Here is an 18,555-nt window from a genome sequence, read left to right on the forward strand (position 1 = left end):
TTAACATTAATTCCTTTCAATTAACCTAATCCTAGTTTTACTGATGATGAAGGCATATAAAAGTATGCCTAATGGGAAGGCCAAAACCGTGAGTGCTTTCTTAGGAGTCTCAATGAACAGTTTCGGATTTTTCATTAGTAGGTTGCTCGATACATAATGAATGGCTTGCTTATATTTGAATAACTTTCCGCCAAAAGGTAACTTCATAAGCTCTTTCCGGTAAAATGAGAAGCCTCTAGGATTTTTAAGATATTGGTTATACATATTTCGAGAGGAACCATCAGGAAGATATTCAACATGACACAGTACTTCATTCATCAGTAACATTTTGTATTGCTTATCTAGCATATAGTATTTATAAGCAAGGCCAACATATTTCTCGTTTTTAAAAACAGGATAGGGATATTCCTTCGTCAATTCTGTTCGATAAACCAATTTCTTGTCTCCTGTTACACCATATTTATTATAGAGATCAAACAATGTAGAACTTTTTAATTTCTCAGGTAACTTTGTTCCGATGATTTGGTTATTGATCGTCGCGTCCAGAGCTGCTATACCACTTACATTTTCGTGGCCATGTTTTCTCCAATATGAAAGGATAATTTCTACTGCCCCATCCGCCAAATAGTCATCGGAATCAATACAAACATTCAATTCCGTTTCAATTAGTTTATAGGCTGTATTATGTGCACCATGCATTCCTTGATTTTCTTGCCAGTAATACTTAATATCAATTTTCTTTTCCTGAATCCAATGATGTGCCATTTCTTTTGTATTATCTGTTGATCCATCATCAATAATTAACCAAGTAAAATCTTTATTGTTTTGACGTACTAAGCTCTGATAACATTTTTCGAGACAATAAGCCCTATTATAGGTTGGTGTAAACACTGTTAAAGTTTTCATATGATTCACCCTGACATTGATAGATAAAAATCTTTTAGTTCATTGGCTGTTTCATTTATCGAATACCCCTGTTTGGATAATGAATCCGGTTGAATACTTCTTTTCATTTTCGTGGAGGTTAATTTCATTAAATGGGAAATCCATATTTTGCAATCATATATAGGTAAAAATCGGATCAGATTGATTCCCAAATCTACCTCTTTGGAAATTTGGTCCGAGATTAAGCAAGGCAGTCCAGCTGCCTGAGCTTCGATAAGTGAAACCGGCAATCCTTCATGTAAAGAAGGAAAGACAAAAACATCGAAAGCTTGTAGGACTCGATTTATATCACTCCGAACCCCAAGGAATTTAACTTTATCTTCTAAATTATGTGCTTTAACCTTTGCTAATATTTCTGGTTTTAATGGCCCATCTCCGACTAAAATCAAGTAGGAATTTTCCATTTCTCTAATAAAATTTGCAAAGATATCAATCAAAAAAGAATGATTTTTTTGTTGAGCAAATCTTCCAACGTGTCCTAAAACACATGCATCACTTTCGATATTTAATTCTTTTCTCACTTTACATCTTGTCTCGGGTGAGAAAGAAAATAATTGGTATTCAATGCCGTTTTTTAAAATATTCGCAGTATTTGTCTTATCTTTAAATAACCACTGTGCTGCCTGTCTAGAACAAGCTAATAAATTTGTAGCATTGGGCAGGATTAATGTCCCTGCATACCATTTGTAAATCCTGGAAGACAAGCTGCCTTCACTTTGGGTGTTATGACTATGTGAAATTCTTTTTGGAATTCCTGCTTTTTTAGCTGATTGAAGAACGATTCCGCTCATTTTATCCATATGGGCATGAACGACCTTATAGGAATGATTTTTGCTAAAGAATCGATCTAACTGTTTTTTATAAGCAAAGTGACCTACATCAGAAATATAAGGAATTCTATGAATCTTACCGCCCAGTTTTACGATTTCATCATCAAATACGCCTTCTTTGGATGTAAGAAAATCAAATTGTATTTTCGAGCGGTCCATATTGCGATACAAGTTCATGATCAAGGTTTCCGCTCCGCCCCTATTCATATTAACGACAACATGCAGGATCCTTAGTGGATTCCCCATACTCTTTCCTCCGTATCTTCCATGTATGATTTATAAAGTTCGCTTTTAGCTTCCAGGATTTTTTTTGCACTATATTTTCTTTCCACCATTTTATGGCTACTTTCACCCAGCATTTTTCTCATTCCCCTATTTCCAGCAATTTTTATGATCTTTTCAGCAAATGATTTTTCATCATTCCTTGCAATTAACCACCCATTTTGACCATTGAAGACCAACTCCCTATGCCCTCTATTTTCATTAGCTATTATTGGCAGTCCACAAGCCATCGCTTCCATGATATTTACTGGAAGTCCCTCTCTCAAGCTTGATGCTACAGCGAGATCACTGATTTTCAATAATTCATCAATATCTTTTCGAAAACCAAGAAAATCAACCTGATTTCTGATTCCTAAAGATTCCGCAAGAATCTTGCATTCGTCTAATAAAGGTCCATCTCCGGCCAATAGTAACCTAGCATTTGAAACCTCTTCTTTTATCAAAGAAAAAGCCCGAAGCAATAGTTGCTGGTTTTTGTTTTTATTGAACTCGGCTGCATAAAACATAAGGAAATCCTCTTCACAATACCCTCTTTCTAACCTTAGTTCAGTTTTCTTATTTGTGGAGACAGGATGATATTGATTTGTATCAACTCCAACACCAAGGATATGAGTAATCTCCTTTGCCCTGAAGTTTCTTTGTATGGCAATTTGAAAATCTTCATTATTGATCGTTATCAAACAATCTGTCATTCTTGCTAAAAATTTTTCAATGGGATAGTAGACTAGCCAGTTTAGGATAGGAACGCCTTTGAAAAAATGGAAGCCGTGTGCCGTATATAGCATTTTTGTATCACGTTCTCTTGCTTTCCGACCAGCAAGCCTGCCTAAAGCCCCCCCCATTGGCGTATGACAATGAATGATTTGAAAATTATTGTTATCGATGATGTACTTTAATTCTTTGTATGCCATAATGTTTTCTTTTTTAAATGGAGACCTCTGAATGGGTATAACGTGTTTTTTATCAACAAATGGGAGATTCAAATCACCATGTGCTGCTGTATGGACCTTATACCCTTGCTCTTTAAACCATTTAAAATATGGCAAGTGAAACGCTTCAAAATGATAATCCTTTGTTGCACAAAATAGGACTTTCTTCTCCATCATTCACTATCCTTTCGATATCTTGTTCCTCGTTTTATTCCATGATACTTATATATAGGATTTTAATATCGTTTAGTTGGAAACGGGCACAAGAAGAGGTGCAGTATCACGTTCATTCGCCAGATCTACTAGTTTTTTTCTTAGTGATTCTTTATCCATATCAGGATAACTGTTTATAATATCTTCAATCTCCTTTGAATATAAATTCCCTGTTTTCCCTATGTAAATATTTGGATATATTTGTTTTTCATGAATTTCATCTTGATTTAACAGTTCTTCAAATAGTTTTTCACCTGGTCTTGTTCCCGTGAATTCTATTGATATATCATCTTCAGAATGACCGGAGAGTTTAATCAAGTTTTTCGCCAAATCTACAATCTTCACTGGATGGCCCATATCTAGTACAAAAATCTCGCCGCCTTGTGCTAACGCCCCAGCTTGGATGACAAGTCTTGAAGCTTCAGGGATAGTCATGAAATAACGAATCATATCAGGATGTGTCACTGTGACTGGCCCGCCTTTTTCAATTTGTTTGGTGAATAGCGGGATGACACTTCCTCTGCTCCCTAGCACATTCCCAAAACGAACGGCTACAAACTTCGTTTTGCTTTCTTTATTTATTTGTTGAATCGTCATTTCCGCTAGCCTTTTTGTGGAGCCCATAACACTTGTAGGGTTAACTGCCTTATCACTGGATATCATCACAAAAGTTTTTACTCCGCTCCAGCTAGCCGCATTGGCAACATTCCTTGTACCTATTAAGTTATTTTTGACCGCTTCTTCTGGGTTTCGTTCCATCAATGGTACATGTTTATGTGCTGCTGCATGATAAACGACATCTGGTTGATATTCTGCCATGACGGACAACATTTTTTTTCGATCTTGAAGATCAGCAATTTCTGTTAAAAACTCGATATTTTTGTTTTTATATGTTTCTTTCAACTCCATTTCTATCGTATAAATACTGTTTTCACCATGACCGAGTAAAATTAACCTGGATGGATTAAATTTAGAAATTTGGCGGCAAATCTCTGATCCAATTGAACCTCCTGCCCCAGTGACTAAAATTACCTTTTCGGTTACATACTCTGAAATTACATCAATATCTAATTCTACAGGTTCACGTCCAAGAAGATCTTGAACCTGTACATCTCTAAATTTATTGACTGAAAGCTTTCCAGTTAATAAATCTTCTAACATTGGGAGGATTTGTGTCTTCGCATTTGTTTTTGCACATTCAAGGAAAATTCGATTCATTTCCTGTTTATTCAATGAAGGAATGGCAATGATAATATGTTCGATATTCAATGCTTCAACGTTTCTTGAAATTTCACCCACTCCTCCCACTACAGGTATTCCTAAAATATCAAGATTATGTTTTCGTACGTTATCATCAATAAATGCTACTGGTAATAAATCTACATCATTATTTTTTAATAATTGCCGGGCAACCATCGTACCTGCTGAACCTGCCCCTATTATTAATGTTCTTTTCTTATTTTCATATTTGATTAAGTATTGATCTCTAAACATTCTCCAACAAAATCTTGATCCGCCTATCAATAGCATGTGAAGTAACCAAGTTACCGCCAACAACCGATAATATACATCTTGAAAAAGAAGTGCCTGTACTATTGATGTAGTAAAAATGGATGCCGTAACAGTTTTGAATATAATGACTAATTCACCTATACTCGCATACTCCCACGCTTTTTTATATAGATGAAAGGTAATAGCAAAAATATGATGACTGAGGAGAATCGTAACAGAGCTGAGCACAATCGGAATAGTAAAAACATAAATACTGGCATCTACTAAAAATCGCCCTAAAAAAATAGCTGATAAGACAATACATGAATCGATTAATATAAAAAGTGATAGTCTTTGTTGATATGTCAATACTTTCCCCCCTTGTAGATCAATTTATTGTTACAGTTAAAAGGAATTAAATGATAAAGTGCTAATGAATGCTGTCCTATTAAGACAGCATTCATTAGCACTTTAATAAAATTATAGGGCATTTAACCCTCCCTCACCCCACACTCTTGACGACTGGCGTCTAAGGTCTATTAAACCCACAGCATGATCGAGTGCCTCCGTTTATAATGGCAAGGAGACATCACCAAATACTTTATTAATTTAATTTTCGTTCGTAATAAAGAACACTGCTATAAAATTTTTTTTCGTCTTTATAGGATTTTCTTCAATAAATTGGTAAACAGATTTTCCGGATTATCGTTTAAAACGACTCCTACAATCTTTTCTTCAACAAATTGAAGGATTCTTTTTGTAGCTAAAGCTTTTTTTAACTCCGTTTTGCCGTTATTGAACACCATAATGATCCCATTACAATAATTGGCCAAAATTTTTGTGTCTGTAACCTCTAATATTGATGGGGAGTCTATGAGAACAATATCGTATTGCTCTTCACACTTAACAAGGAAGTCCTGCATGACTGGCAATCCAATTATTTCGCCTGGATTGAAGGGTATAGGGCCACTTGTCAAAACATCTAAATCACCCATTCCCGTCCTGTATACAGCCTTGTCAAGAGATGTGAAATTTGAATCAGATAAAATATTTGTCAATCCTACTTTATTTGGAATCTTAAAGATCGAGTGAATTGCAGGATTCCTTAAATTAGCATCTATCAGTAAAACCTTTTCTTTATTTTGGGCCATTGAAACAGCTAGATTTGCAGCAGTGGTTGATTTACCTTCTCCAGATGATGGAGAGGTTATCATGATGATATTCCGTTTTTTCGATACGGAGGAAAACCTAATATTTGTTCGAATCGTTCTATATTGTTCGGAGATTAAAGAATCCGGACTTGAAAAAGCCACAAGATTCCTTTTCTTTAGTCTATCCCCGATTTTTTGTTTATTCATCGTCATTCTAACCGCCTCACAATTCTGCTCTTGTTTCTTTTGAATGTTTAGCTTGTTGCACTTCTTTAATTTTTTTAATATTGTTTTTACTGACATTCGAATTCTTTTTATTCATTTTAGATACATGTCCTATAACTGGAAAACCTATGATATCCTCTACTTCTTGCTCTTTACGAATTGTATAATCCAATGAATTCAATAAAAATGTCAGTCCGATACCCAAAAATAAACCTATAATTCCGCTCTTTATTATTGTTCCATTATTGTCTCCGTTAATTGGCACTAAGTTTACCTTGGCCGGGGATAAATTTCGTATTTTTTTAAAGTCCACTATATTAGGAGCCTCATTTTTAAATACTCTCGCCGTCGTATTGGCGATCTCGGCAGCTGTATAAGGATTGGATGATGTGACGCTAATACTGACTACTTCTGATTCCTCTACACTAGTTACGTTTATTGCCCCTGCCAATGCTTCTGGTGATAGTGGTAATTCCATTTCATCGATAACTTTCTGTAAAACTGTAGTATCTTTTATTATGACTTGAAGAGTTTTCATTTTATCTTGATTGGCTTCAATAATTATTCTCGTAGATGCCTGGTAAAGAGGGGTTGTTGTTAAAGTTTTCAAATATCCTGCCAGTATGAATAAGAGTGTGACAATAATGACGATCCATATACGCCTACTAATGATACCGATCAGTTCTTTTAAATTAATCTCTTTGGCAGGTTGTTGATTTTCAAAGTTCCTTTTTGAATAATTTGTCATTGAACCACCTTTTTCAACTTACTTTTCTTTATTAAGAACAATAATGCCTTAATCAACGATATAAAACTGCTAAAACTGTACTGTTCTTATTACGTGTTAATTTTCCTATGAATATATCCTTATTTTAGTTCTTTATAAAGAACGAGTCAACTAGTTATCTACTTTTATTTTAGAAATTATTTCATGAATTTATCGTATCCACTTCTCTTGTTAGCAATTGTTTAAATAAACCTCTTTCTTTAGACAACTCACTATATTCACCGTTCTGTAAAATTTCCCCTTTCTCTAATACGATGACTTGATCGGCATTCCTTATGGTGCTTAAACGGTGTGCAATGACAATGATGGTCATGCGGCCTTGTAAAGTTTCGATAGCTTTTTGAATTTTGGCTTCAGTGTCGTTATCAAGGGCACTGGTAGCTTCATCCAAAACCAGAATCGATGGTTTACGTAATATAGCCCTTGCAAGAACTAGTCTCTGTCTTTCTCCCCCAGATAACCTAATGCCTCTATCCCCAATTACCGTATCTATATTTTGAGGCAATTTAATCACAAAATCAGCCGCCGCAGAAAATTCCAACGCTTCCCATATTTGTTGGTCGCTGGCCTTCGGTTCGACTAAAAGCAAATTTTCCTTAATACTTCCATTGAATAAAAATGGATCTTGGGAAACATAACTAATAGATTTCCTTAAACCGATTAAATCTTTTCTAGAGAGTTTTTTACCATCAACTATAATCTCTCCCACATCAGGGAGCATGAGGCCCATCATTAGATCGATTAATGTGCTTTTACCTGCTCCGGATGGACCGACGATAGCGGTCAACCTATTAGCGGGTATTGCTATATTGATATTTTGCAGTGTATAGTCTGTTTCAGTTTTGTTATAACGAAAAAAAAGATCATGACATTCCAGTTTTTGTTCGATGACAATTGGCATGATATTCTCGAGACTATAAGCCTCTTTGTAGCCTTTTGCTTCACCTTCTATTTTCATAATGGATTTGAAAGCTGGTAAAGTTGAAGATATATTTTCCATATTGCTTTGTATGGCTGTAAATCTAGGCCATAACCTTGAAAAAATAAGGATAATGAGTAAAAGTTCTTCCTGTTGAGCTGCAAAAAGTGTAATGGATAAAAAAACGAAAGATGCGATTAATAAGGCAGATGCTACTTTATATGATAATTGAGATTTTGTGTTTAATTTAATATACTCAACTTGCTCATCATTCATTTCTTTCGTTAATGAACTGATCCAATTTACATGTGATTTCTCTAAATGATAACTTTTTATATCCTTAATTCCATTTAACTGGTCGGTAACGCTGGCTAAATATCTTAGTGCTAATTGAGATGTCCTACTTCCTAATGACTTAGCTTTTCGGATGAATTTCCTTGAAAATAGTGCCAGGACCAAACCAGCAACCAAAACGAATACTGTAATTTTCGGAGCTAACCAAAACGCCACACCAATTTGAATGAGTGTAAAGATCACAGAAGCTAATAATTGTAAGATTAAATTAATTCCTGCATTAACTCGTGCTAAATCGTTTGTCATGATATTTATTAAATCCGATTTCCGTGTTTTAATAAAGAACTCCCAGTTGGCATGTAATAAAGACTGATACAATTGAATCCTTAAATGACTGATATATGCTTGCTGCATTCTCACATCACGTATTGTAAGATTTCGTTGGAGAATGTTCTGGAGAATCACTAGAACAATATAAAAACCTAAGATAATGGATAAGCTTATCATTTTAGGTATCTCGACTATCCAAGAGAGCGTGGAAGGAAGATTATTTGATAGATCTATATCTATAATTCCACTTACACTTATCATGGGTACTAATAAAAGAATGCCTACACTGTCCATTAAGCTAACAATGACCATTCCTAGCATATTGATAAATAGTATTTTCCCTGTGAAAGTGTATAGCCTTTTGAAAAAGAACCACAGCTGTTTCATCTTATCCTCCTATGACATTTCGTATTCTCGTTTTTCTCCAAAACCATAAAAAAGGCCTCAAAGGAAAATATAAAAAATGGAACTTTTGAGGCAACGGCAAGGTTTTTGTATCCTCAAAATAAGGATGAAGAAAACTGAGTACGAATAACAGTTTATTCTGAAATGACATGAGTGAAAATAGATGCTTTTTATGATAACTAGCAATCTCTTCAGATAGTGGTTCATCATGAAGGTTAATGAATCGTTGAATATAAAATAGTGCTTCTTGTGCCAATCGATTGGAACGGTATTTTAGTGTAAGATCGTTTACTTCTTTGTTTATCGGTGTATTTAACATTTGGGAAGTCAGGACTAATGTTTGACCTGCAACATGCATATATTGATATTTTTTTAGCAGGCTAATTATTTTATCCCAATCCAATTTTTTTTGGCAAAGTCGGTCGATATCCACTAACCAGCGAAGGCGTGACCATCCATGACGCGCCCCATGTGAAGCTAGAAATAAAAAGAGATCCTCATTACCTAAACAATATATCGGATATGAAGTAGTTAGTGAGCTAACCCTCTTTCGTAGCCATAACTCATTAAAAGTTGGTTCCTTGGCTGGACCTGGGTTTAAACGCCAATGAATTTCAAGTTTAATCTCTTTCTCGGTATGAAAATAGACAAAATGATGATGGCGCCACTTCCAATCATTTAATACGGTTTGTATATATTCATCTTTTACATATCCCATTTGAATTAAAAGGGACTCGATCTTCTTTAGATCATCGATGTTAACCAAAATATCAACATCACTTGAAGTCCTTTGAGATATACCTCCATATAAATCAGCTGCCAATATAGGTCCTTTTAAAAATAGCGTCGAAATTTCATTTTCAAAAACAACTCGGGAAATCCTTTCGATTTCTCCACTTAGCTTTAACATTTTAAAGGTATTTTTTTGATAATCGTAGTACATCGATTGAATTATAGGTGCAGGAATATAATTTGCGTATTTTAGTTTTTTATAAATAAGTGGGTAAACCCTATGATGCCTGGCCAGTTTCAAGAACAAATTCCAATCAAGGTTTTGTTCTACATTAAATGGAACCTGCTTGTTTGTTTCACTTTTCAGACAATCCAATAAAAACTTTAATTCATTAGATATGCTTGATGAATCGAAATTGGTTTTGTCATTCATTTAATTCCCTCTTTTTAAGCTTTTTTTGTTTTAGCGAATTTCCCGACAACAATGAATTTACCCATTTCTTCTGCGCCCGTTACATAATACGGACCACTCCGCAACCAAGCATGAGCAATCAAATCACCATTTTCATCTCTTGCCGTGCCAAAATAAACTGTACTTTCCATTCCTCTTCTTTCAAGCATTTTCATTCCAGCTACCGCCTTAACTAAACATTGGCTCTCCCAGAATGTATAGTAGCTCATGATATGTATGGCCTCTGAAATATTCTTTATTACTTCTTTATCTAAATATTTTACAGAATAGCTGGTTTCTTCCATGTGATTTCCCAGTAATCGGGCACTCTTAATAAATGGAAACAATTTAAAAATACGGCCTACTGCTAAAAAAAATAACGCTTCAAACAATAACCACTTCATGCTTCTATTTAATGATATGAACGTGATAATTTTTTTGTAAAGATTCATCTTTTGCCCCTATATAAACTGGAATATAAATGCTTATAATTCAGCTGGTAAGATAATTAACCCCTCATTATATAAATCACTTAAAAAAGATAACACTTCTTCTTCGCATTCTTGTTGACTGACGTCATACTGTGAAATCAATTTATCTAGTAAGTCACTAATTTTAATAGGTTTCTCAATTAAACTCCAAATTTCCCCACCTAGAACTCCCAGATTATAATAATTCCCTTTTTCAATGCTGAGCATGACCAATTCCCCATCCATATCACTAACAATATTCCCCTGATTTTGAGTAATTACATTATTTTTTGATAGAACTGATGCGTTAATCATATATTTTTCTCTCCTTTAATAACACTTAGAATTCTCGTTAAAATTTCGTGGGCTGTGAATGTTGAGTTTGGACGTCTTAATCGATATATCGGCACAGCATTCATACACTTTGCACAAATCTTGAAATGCCAATCCATCATATTCATTCTTTCAATTAGAGATCGTCTATAGGTATGCAAGTGCATTACTTGAAATCGATGAAGCTTTTCAATAGGTTGTAGATCTATGGACACTATATCTGCCCCAACTAATTCGAATATCCCTCCAAGTGGCAAAGGTTTGTTATAGAAGTCAGTTTGCACTGGTATCGAAAATTTTGTCGTTCTATCGAATAATGGTTGGTAATCAGTAGAATTCATTCCAAAAGCGTTTAAACTTTCCTGCCATAATTTTTGTTGAGGGTATGAGGGGATAACCCACGGCTGGTATTCCTCCGTTAGTGTTATAGCCACTACATCATCACTTAAAAGTTTATACCCCTTATTAACGAAAGAGGATGCCAGAGTAGACTTGCCAGCTCCTGATTCACCAATAAAAGCGTATGCTTTTCCTTCGATGGCTATTGCACTTCCATGAAGTGGCAATACCTTTCTTTGCATCAACAGAATTCCTAAACAGCTCCCTAAAATATAAAGCCGAATCCTATCATCTTTATCACTGCCGTAAGTTGAAAATGTAATGGTTTTCCCATTTTCTATTGAAAAAACAGCTAATCCAGGCACTTCGAACATTACGCGATTTCCTTCAACGAAAAAACTAGTACGAATTAAAGGATTTATTTTTGACCAAACATTTGATAAATCTTTCTTTTTAATCGTTATATCGGCTTCCTTTTCAATATCTGTCATTTTCTCTAACTCAGGTAGAGGAAGTACACTTTCTGCAATTAATCCAAATGTGGTATACGTATATGTATTTTCCGTGCTTAGCATTTTTCTTCACTCCAAACATATCATCACTGTTTTCAAAAGAAACCCTTACACTTACACGGTGTAAGGGCATAACCTTTTAAATGAAACTTAACTGAATTTTACCGGATCATCCGGATCTGGTTGAATTGCATCAGGAAGTCTCCTTCCTGGTCCAGCCATTGTTAAATTAACATTAAGTATTTCTAATTTTGGTTTTTCCCATTCTTTTTTCATTGTTTCACCTCCCCTCAAAATGTTTTTTTATAAATCGTGAAACGATTAAGGTTCGCATTAAAATTCTGAAATCATCATCAAACACTTTTTCTGGAAGAGGTGTTTGTTCGACGCTATTAAGTGCTTTTCTAACTTCCTCCATATTTAAAAATTCAGACATGACTTCATCTTTACTAAGACTATGCATTTCATCTATAAAAGAACTCCATAATGATGCCATTCTATGAATTCCATCTGATCCTTGTATTCCGCGCGTTTTATTATTAAGCCTAACATTATCAGGCAGATAGTCCTTAGTGGCCCTTCTTATTAAGGAGCGATCCTGACCATTTAATACATATTGTGATTCTGGGACTGAATTACAAAATTGGATGATACGCAAATCGTTAGTTGGATCACGTTCAGCTATAGAATGTCTTAAGGATAGCTTGGTGGAAATATTCCCATTTATACTCCAATAGTATAATTGTTCAAATTGAGTTCTTTTCATAGTAAAAACATTTGTTTTAATGGTACCTTTAACATCAATGTTATGTTCTTCTAATTTGGTGAATACTTTCGTTCTTTTTGCAAAGTCGGGGTTTATTAACATTGGATAAGGTTCTTCCGCTGATGATAATGATGGGAAGGCTTTTTTTCTTATCGCTGTCATGACTCTTGATTTGTTCACACCATAATTTTCACTGAATGAATGTAATTCTTTGTAAAAGTGAATTAGTTTAAACTGCTTTAATAAACTAGCTTGATAGTCTAAAGCATGTCCCCATGATATGGTCCAATTACCTCTTTGACCATTTAGTAGCACTCTGATATTTTCTTGTGCGGCTTTTTCATAAATGCCTTTTAACCAAAAACTATTTTCATAATATTTATAAGGCATTTCTAGCACCTCAAGCCAATCATCCACCTCGGATAAAGGGCTCTTATCTTTAAAATCCAAATAGTTATCCTTAATATTTCCTACGTACTCAACAGTAGAAGAAATGAAAGGTCTCTCATCAGCAACTCTACTTTTAGGAGTCCAATCGACAAAATCCTCAACTGGTACATAGCTGTATGTATATAACTGTTTTTTTTGCTCATCTAAAGCCCTGGCTGCAAAGCTAACGACGGATCCTGAGTCTAACCCCCCACTTAAATGTGAGCCAATATTGTATGTAGTCCTTAATTTGGATCTCACTACTTTATCGAAAACTTCGCGGAAAGCTTCTTCATATTCTTCATTCGTATTTAGCTTCAGTTTTTCTTGTATTTTTATAAAAGAGTATCTGGAAAAAGTTACACTTCCATCAATGACCGTTATTGAATGTGATGGTGGTATTTGTTTAATGTTCTGATAAACGGTTGATGAGGTATCTACTGATTCAACATTAATGGGAATGGCCAAAAACTCCGATAACCAATCCTCATTCAATCTCTTTTCAATATATGGCAAATTAAGCAACGGTTCAATTGTTGTACAAAATGCTAATTTATCTTGGTTTTTAAAATAATAAAGAGTGCGACTTCCTGAAAAGTCACGAGCTCCGAACAATTTGCGTTGTTTTTGATCCCAAATCATGAAAGCAAATTCACCAACTAAATACTTTGGTGTTTCCTCTTCCCACTTATAATAAGCAAGCAGAATCAATTGGCTATCCGTTATATTAAGTCGGTCAGAATTCTTAACCTGTAATCGTTCAAATAATTCTTCCCGATTATCAATGATTGCGTCGGCGGTAATGGCAAGCTGTCTGGCATAATCAAAAAATGGCAGAGTTTCACTCACCGATTCAGGGGTAATCCATTGATTATGGCAGCCAAATATGATTCGCTCATCATTCCATATTTGAATGCTGTCGGCGGGAAATTTATATAATGATTTCATTAATATATCCCCATGATGGAGATTGATCGGTTCTTGGTTTAAATGATAGAGGCCAGCGATTGCGCTCATTTTTTTCCTCCTGGCGGTGAATGTCCATGATAAAATAAATCGCAAAATATATACGTAAAAAAGGACTTCTCAAACCTTAATTCTTGTACCTTTTTAAAACTCGTTCTTTATAAAGAACGCCTTATGTATAAACTACCACCTTCTTCAATCAACTGTCAATATACAACAAATATATTTTATGAATATTTTGATTTTCATTTTTTATTGACATTTATTTTATTTTTTTGAAATCATCTTTTAATACTATATTGAACGCGGAACATCATAAAGGAAACCACATAATATTTTTTACTAAAAAGGGGTTTTTCATGAAATTTTATCCAAAATATGAATATACTAATCTATAAGGGGAGTGATTCAGATAGCTTTTTTAAATGCCTTTAATAATTTTAAAAATGGGAAAAAGTCTAAGAAAATAAAGAACATGGATTTTCGGGAACAGCATGTAAATAAATCGTCGGAGCTCATTGGTAATAATGTAATTGTCCAAAATATAATTAACAATCACCTTTCCAAAAAAAATAACCACTTGTAGGGTGGTTTTTTTAATTATTAGGGGAAATGGTTTCATTCTTTTCCAACTTCTCACTTGCTTCGTAAATATAGTTATATTGTAAATAGTAATCGTATATGACGTTTTGCAGGATTTTTAGCAGTGATTTATCGAATGTATCGAATTCAGTTTGATAACTATTTAAGACAGTGACGAATTTACCGTCCATGTTTTCGAAATAATGAATAAGAAAATTCTTGTAATATTCACTATCGCTATTGCTTTTATTTGTAATGCACGGTTCGCCGGTTTGAATGGATTTATCAAGCATCGCTTTGATTGATTTAGGCAGCTTTGCTTTTTTGAACTGGTTCAGGGTATAGATATCATAGGTAAAGGAAAGACCTAATTGATCGGAATAAAAATCCACGGCACAGTCCAATGTATAGATTAAGGGTGTTCTAAAGTCCTTGCTGTTGGCAATTTCCTCTGATATCTCCAATTGAAATTCCTCGGAAGTTAAATACGCTGCAAATTTCATTTTTGAACTGCTCATGCTGAATACTTCATAAACGGCTGCATCTTGTTTTTCAATTTCAATTTCAATATTAAAAAATTTAAAATGTTTTAAACGGTAAAAAGCTATCGGGGCTAATAGGAAAAGCAATATCCAAACTAGGTAAAGGAATAACGTGTTAAAGATGATTTGATAAAATTCAGACGTTACGATCGGTTCGATGATTAACGATATCAATGTATGTTCAAAACCCTGGGAAACAGGGGGGGCAGGTACAATGGTTTCCTCTGGATTTTTCAAAGTTTGGATACCTAAACGAGCCATCGCAACCAGTGTATAAACAAAAATTAAAATTGTCCCAATCACATAAAATTTTGGCATGAATCCTATAATTCTGTCGAAAACAGAAATCCGTTTATCTTTCTGCTCTTCTGTAGCCAATGTGGTTGCTCCTTTTAAGATTATTAATATCAGGAAAAGTCTACAGGAACTTAAAATTTCCTGGAGACTACCTATTTAATTTATATGTTTGCAATTATGTTAAAATTCGTAAAATTCGTTTAATCATTGACATATTCCAAATTACTTTCGACGTTTTCATTAAAATTAATGATAATTCGTCGTTAAAAATGCCCACCCCATCATTGAAAATGAAAGGATGAGCAAATGTTTAGGGTTTTTATTTAGGACGGCCCTTTATCGCAAATTCTTCGACCTTCCTTAGAAACAACTCCATCGCTTTTGATGCTTCGAAGTCCAACTTTTTCACGATCGAAAAAGGTCTTATTAGGGGCTCATTTTTCAAATGGAAAGTTTTCAATTCATTGGACTTCAATTCTTTTTGTACTGTCAATCGGGATAATAAGGCAATGCCGAGTCCAGCCATCACCGCTTCTTTCACTCCTTGGATACTGGTGAAAATAAAGGTTTTCTTTATGTTTAACTCCAGACTGCTCAGAAGTTTATCGGAATATGTACGGGTCCCCGATCCTTGCTCCCTAAGTACCCATATTTGGTTTTGGAGCATGTTGCCTTCGATGAGATCCATCTGTGAAAGTGGATGATCCGGGGGAACGACCACAATCATCTCGTCATTCATGAAGGGCCTGACATCTATATCTTTATAATCCGTTTCCCCTTCAATCAAGCCTATATCAAGCTTATTCGAACGGATTCTTTGGGTGACATCATTTGAATTAGAGATGATGATTTGTATATCCACCATCGGATATTTAGTGGTAAATTCTGCTAATACTTTTGGAAGGTAATATTCCCCTATCGTGAAGCTTGCACCTATTTTCATCGTTCCGCTAACCACGTTATTAAATTCATTTATTTCTCTTTTTGCGGTCTCATAATGATTAAGCATTTGCTTTGCATGTCTATACAAAATTTTTCCCGGCTCTGTTATTTGAACTTGTTTGGGGGAACGATAAATTAATTTCGTTCCTAACTCATTTTCCAGATTCCTTATGTGAAGACTGACTCCTGGCTGCGACAGGTTCAGGATATCCCCTGCTCTTGAAAAATTTTTCTGTTCGATTACAGTTACGAATACTTTTAACGGATCCATTGTTACCTCCCTATTTTACTATGCGTTTCATTTTATCATAAGTATAAGTAATCATTGAAATAGCAAAAATATATTTCACTTATTTTTAATTTAGTTTTAAAGTTAAAAGCATCAACATAGATGGAGTGATCACACTGGAACAAATAAAAATTGAAGCTAAAAAACTCGGATTTACAAAAGGAATAGCATTGACTTTGCTAATTGCCATTGCAGCAAAATACTTAGCAGAGCTTCCATTCCTTCATATAATCGGACAGTTAGTCATTGCAATTCTGATTGGTGTTGTTTGGAAATCGCTAATCGGTGTCCCGGCTTACACCGTTGCAGGGACAAATTATTCAAGTAAAGTCCTTTTGAGAGTGGGCATTATCTTATTGGGGATGCGTTTGAACCTAAAGGATATTATTAATGCCGGTCCGAAAACATTTGCAGTGGCTGCCATTAGTCTTGCATTTGGTATATTAGTAGTTTATGGATTGACCCGCCTATTTAAAGTTGAGAAAAAACTTGGGATATTGACAGCTTGCGGAACGGGAATTTGCGGAGCTGCTGCCATACTAGCAATTTCCTCCCAAATAAAAGCAAAAGAAAAAGATACAGCAATAGCTGTAGCGACGGTTGCTGTATTAGGTACAACCTTCACCTTCGGATATACGGTCCTATATCCATTATTGGAGTTATCAAATCAAGGATATGGTATTTTTTCGGGTGCGACACTCCATGAAATTGCTCACGTCATCGCTGCTGCGGCACCGGGGGGGAATGAGGCTGTCGACTTGGCAGTGGTGGTCAAATTGACTAGGGTGGCCCTGCTCATACCCGTTGCCATTTTAATTGGATTCATCATCAATTGGAAAGAACGATCAACGGTTACCAAAAAGAAATTTTCCTGGAAATCCATTCAGATACCGTGGTTCATTTTTGGATTTTTATTGATGAGTGCCATTTATTCTTCAGGTGCAGTTCCTGAACCTTTTGCCGAAAAGCTTGTTATGCTTTCTTATATCCTCATGGCCATGGCGATGGCGGGATTAGGATTGAATATTGACCTTGTAACTTTTAGGAAATATGGCGGTAAGCCTTTTATTGCTGGACTTGTTGGCTCTATATTATTGAGTTGCCTCGGCTATATATTGGTTCAGGCTTTCCATTTAAATTAACTTTTTCAATAAAAAACAAGCATCCCTTAATCGGCATGCTTGTTTTTTTCTATTGGATGTGGAACATTGGCACCATAAAAAATTTCATCCATTTCCGTTTGAAGCCTTTCTATAATTTCTAGCCTTTCCTCTTTATTCAGCTTTTCCTCTGTATAACCGAATAAGTAATTATTAATATCGAACCTTTTCAGCTTACATTTCGTATGGAATATATTTTCCTGGTATACATTTACATCGATCATGTCATATAAACCTTTTACTTCATCAGGAATATAGTTTTGAATGGAATTTATATCATGGTCAATGAACAATTTTCGCCCATCTTTATCTCTCGTAAATCCTCTTACTCGGTAATCGATCGTGATAATATCCGTATCGAAGGAATGAATGAGATAATTAAGGGCTTTAAGGGGTGATATTTCTCCACATGTAGAGACATCGATATCGGCCCTGAATGTGCTAATGCCTTCATTTGGATGGTATTCTGGGTATGTATGTACGGTAATATGGCTTTTATCCAGTTGCATGACCACATTATCAGGTAAAGGCCCTGGTGATTCCTCATAAGTCCCCATTGGTACTTCGACGACAGGTCCTTCTGAAACAAGAATGGTTACACTGGCGCCTTGAGGGACATAATCCTGTTTGGCCGTATTTAAAACATGCGCCCCTATTAAATCCGCAACATTGTGCAGGATCTTCGAAAGCCGCTCTGCATTATATTGTTCATCGATATAATCCAGGTAGGACTCCCTCTCTTCCCTGGTTTTTGTGTAACAAATATCATACATATTAAAGCTTAAAGATTTCGTAAGATTATTAAAGCCATGAAGTTCAATACGCTGCTCAGGTGTAAGTTTCATGAATGATTCCCCTTATACTTTTTTTAGGACTACCCTTATAGTTACCCTTTTCGTGAAATAAAAAACTAAATCTGCCAGTCTAAGCTTCTGACTTCTAAT

17 protein-coding genes are annotated in these 18,555 nt (G+C 35.1%); 1 reads left to right on the forward strand and 16 read right to left on the reverse strand.

Translation table 11 applies throughout. The features are described from left to right. Positions 1-6: 6 nt before the first annotated feature. The 15 genes from J7I96_RS12255 to J7I96_RS12325 form a co-directional block, all read right to left on the reverse strand. A complete protein-coding gene (locus J7I96_RS12255; RefSeq protein ID WP_214923028.1) occupies positions 7-906 on the reverse strand; it encodes a glycosyltransferase family 2 protein in 900 nt (299 codons plus the stop codon). A 5-nt stretch (positions 907-911) separates the two neighbouring features. Beyond that, entirely contained in the window at positions 912-2,021 is a 1,110-nt protein-coding gene (locus tag J7I96_RS12260; RefSeq protein WP_214768343.1) for a glycosyltransferase family 1 protein, read from the reverse strand. Continuing rightward, positions 2,006-3,163 carry a glycosyltransferase family 4 protein gene (locus J7I96_RS12265; RefSeq protein WP_214923029.1) on the reverse strand — a complete coding sequence of 386 codons (1,158 nt, stop codon included), beginning with the start codon at positions 3,161-3,163 and terminating at the stop codon, positions 2,006-2,008. Before J7I96_RS12265 ends, J7I96_RS12260 begins: the two co-directional genes overlap by 16 nt. Before the next feature lie 69 nt (positions 3,164-3,232). Beyond that, a complete protein-coding gene (locus tag J7I96_RS12270) occupies positions 3,233-5,059 on the reverse strand; it encodes a polysaccharide biosynthesis protein (RefSeq protein ID WP_214768345.1) in 1,827 nt (608 codons plus the stop codon). Between the two features lie 290 nt (positions 5,060-5,349). Next, on the reverse strand, positions 5,350-6,048 hold the full coding sequence (locus tag J7I96_RS12275) for a CpsD/CapB family tyrosine-protein kinase (RefSeq protein ID WP_311315188.1): 699 nt from the start codon (positions 6,046-6,048) through the stop codon (positions 5,350-5,352). A 16-nt stretch (positions 6,049-6,064) separates the two neighbouring features. After that, a complete protein-coding gene (locus J7I96_RS12280) occupies positions 6,065-6,814 on the reverse strand; it encodes a YveK family protein (RefSeq protein ID WP_214768347.1) in 750 nt (249 codons plus the stop codon). A 181-nt stretch (positions 6,815-6,995) separates the two neighbouring features. Then, complete coding sequence (locus tag J7I96_RS12285) at positions 6,996-8,783, reverse strand: ABC transporter ATP-binding protein (RefSeq protein ID WP_214768348.1); 1,788 nt, start codon at positions 8,781-8,783, stop codon at positions 6,996-6,998. A gap of 1 nt (position 8,784) precedes the next feature. After that, complete coding sequence (locus J7I96_RS12290) at positions 8,785-9,966, reverse strand: nucleotidyltransferase domain-containing protein (RefSeq protein WP_214768349.1); 1,182 nt, start codon at positions 9,964-9,966, stop codon at positions 8,785-8,787. Positions 9,967-9,980: 14 nt separating this feature from the next. After that, positions 9,981-10,436 carry a lasso peptide biosynthesis B2 protein gene (locus J7I96_RS12295; RefSeq protein WP_214768350.1) on the reverse strand — a complete coding sequence of 152 codons (456 nt, stop codon included), beginning with the start codon at positions 10,434-10,436 and terminating at the stop codon, positions 9,981-9,983. 33 nt (positions 10,437-10,469) lie between these two features. Further along, positions 10,470-10,769, reverse strand: coding sequence for a lasso peptide biosynthesis PqqD family chaperone (locus tag J7I96_RS12300; protein WP_214768351.1), 300 nt, complete (start codon positions 10,767-10,769; stop codon positions 10,470-10,472). Then, on the reverse strand, positions 10,766-11,701 hold the full coding sequence (locus J7I96_RS12305; RefSeq protein ID WP_214768352.1) for an aldolase: 936 nt from the start codon (positions 11,699-11,701) through the stop codon (positions 10,766-10,768). The genes J7I96_RS12300 and J7I96_RS12305 overlap by 4 nt, the downstream gene beginning before the upstream one ends. Before the next feature lie 87 nt (positions 11,702-11,788). After that, positions 11,789-11,914 (reverse strand): paeninodin family lasso peptide, encoded by a 126-nt coding sequence (locus tag J7I96_RS12310; RefSeq protein ID WP_133346496.1) that lies wholly within the window; start codon positions 11,912-11,914, stop codon positions 11,789-11,791. A gap of 4 nt (positions 11,915-11,918) precedes the next feature. Next, positions 11,919-13,850, reverse strand: a complete 1,932-nt coding sequence (locus tag J7I96_RS12315) for an asparagine synthase-related protein (RefSeq protein ID WP_214768353.1) — start codon at positions 13,848-13,850, stop codon at positions 11,919-11,921. A 545-nt stretch (positions 13,851-14,395) separates the two neighbouring features. Next, on the reverse strand, positions 14,396-15,301 hold the full coding sequence (locus J7I96_RS12320) for a hypothetical protein (protein WP_214768354.1): 906 nt from the start codon (positions 15,299-15,301) through the stop codon (positions 14,396-14,398). A gap of 238 nt (positions 15,302-15,539) precedes the next feature. After that, positions 15,540-16,433 (reverse strand): selenium metabolism-associated LysR family transcriptional regulator, encoded by an 894-nt coding sequence (locus J7I96_RS12325; RefSeq protein WP_214923030.1) that lies wholly within the window; start codon positions 16,431-16,433, stop codon positions 15,540-15,542. Between the two features lie 134 nt (positions 16,434-16,567). Between J7I96_RS12325 and J7I96_RS12330 the strand changes: the two genes are divergently transcribed. Next, complete coding sequence (locus J7I96_RS12330; RefSeq protein ID WP_251025088.1) at positions 16,568-17,593, forward strand: YeiH family protein; 1,026 nt, start codon at positions 16,568-16,570, stop codon at positions 17,591-17,593. Between the two features lie 26 nt (positions 17,594-17,619). Here the strand turns inward: J7I96_RS12330 and speD are convergent, their stop codons facing one another. After that, positions 17,620-18,456, reverse strand: coding sequence for an adenosylmethionine decarboxylase (gene speD / locus J7I96_RS12335; protein WP_214768356.1), 837 nt, complete (start codon positions 18,454-18,456; stop codon positions 17,620-17,622). Positions 18,457-18,555 lie beyond the last annotated feature (99 nt).

The organism is Bacillus sp. ISL-78 (assembly GCF_018613455.1).
Classification (GTDB): Bacteria; Bacillota; Bacilli; order Bacillales; family DSM-1321; genus Peribacillus; species Peribacillus frigoritolerans.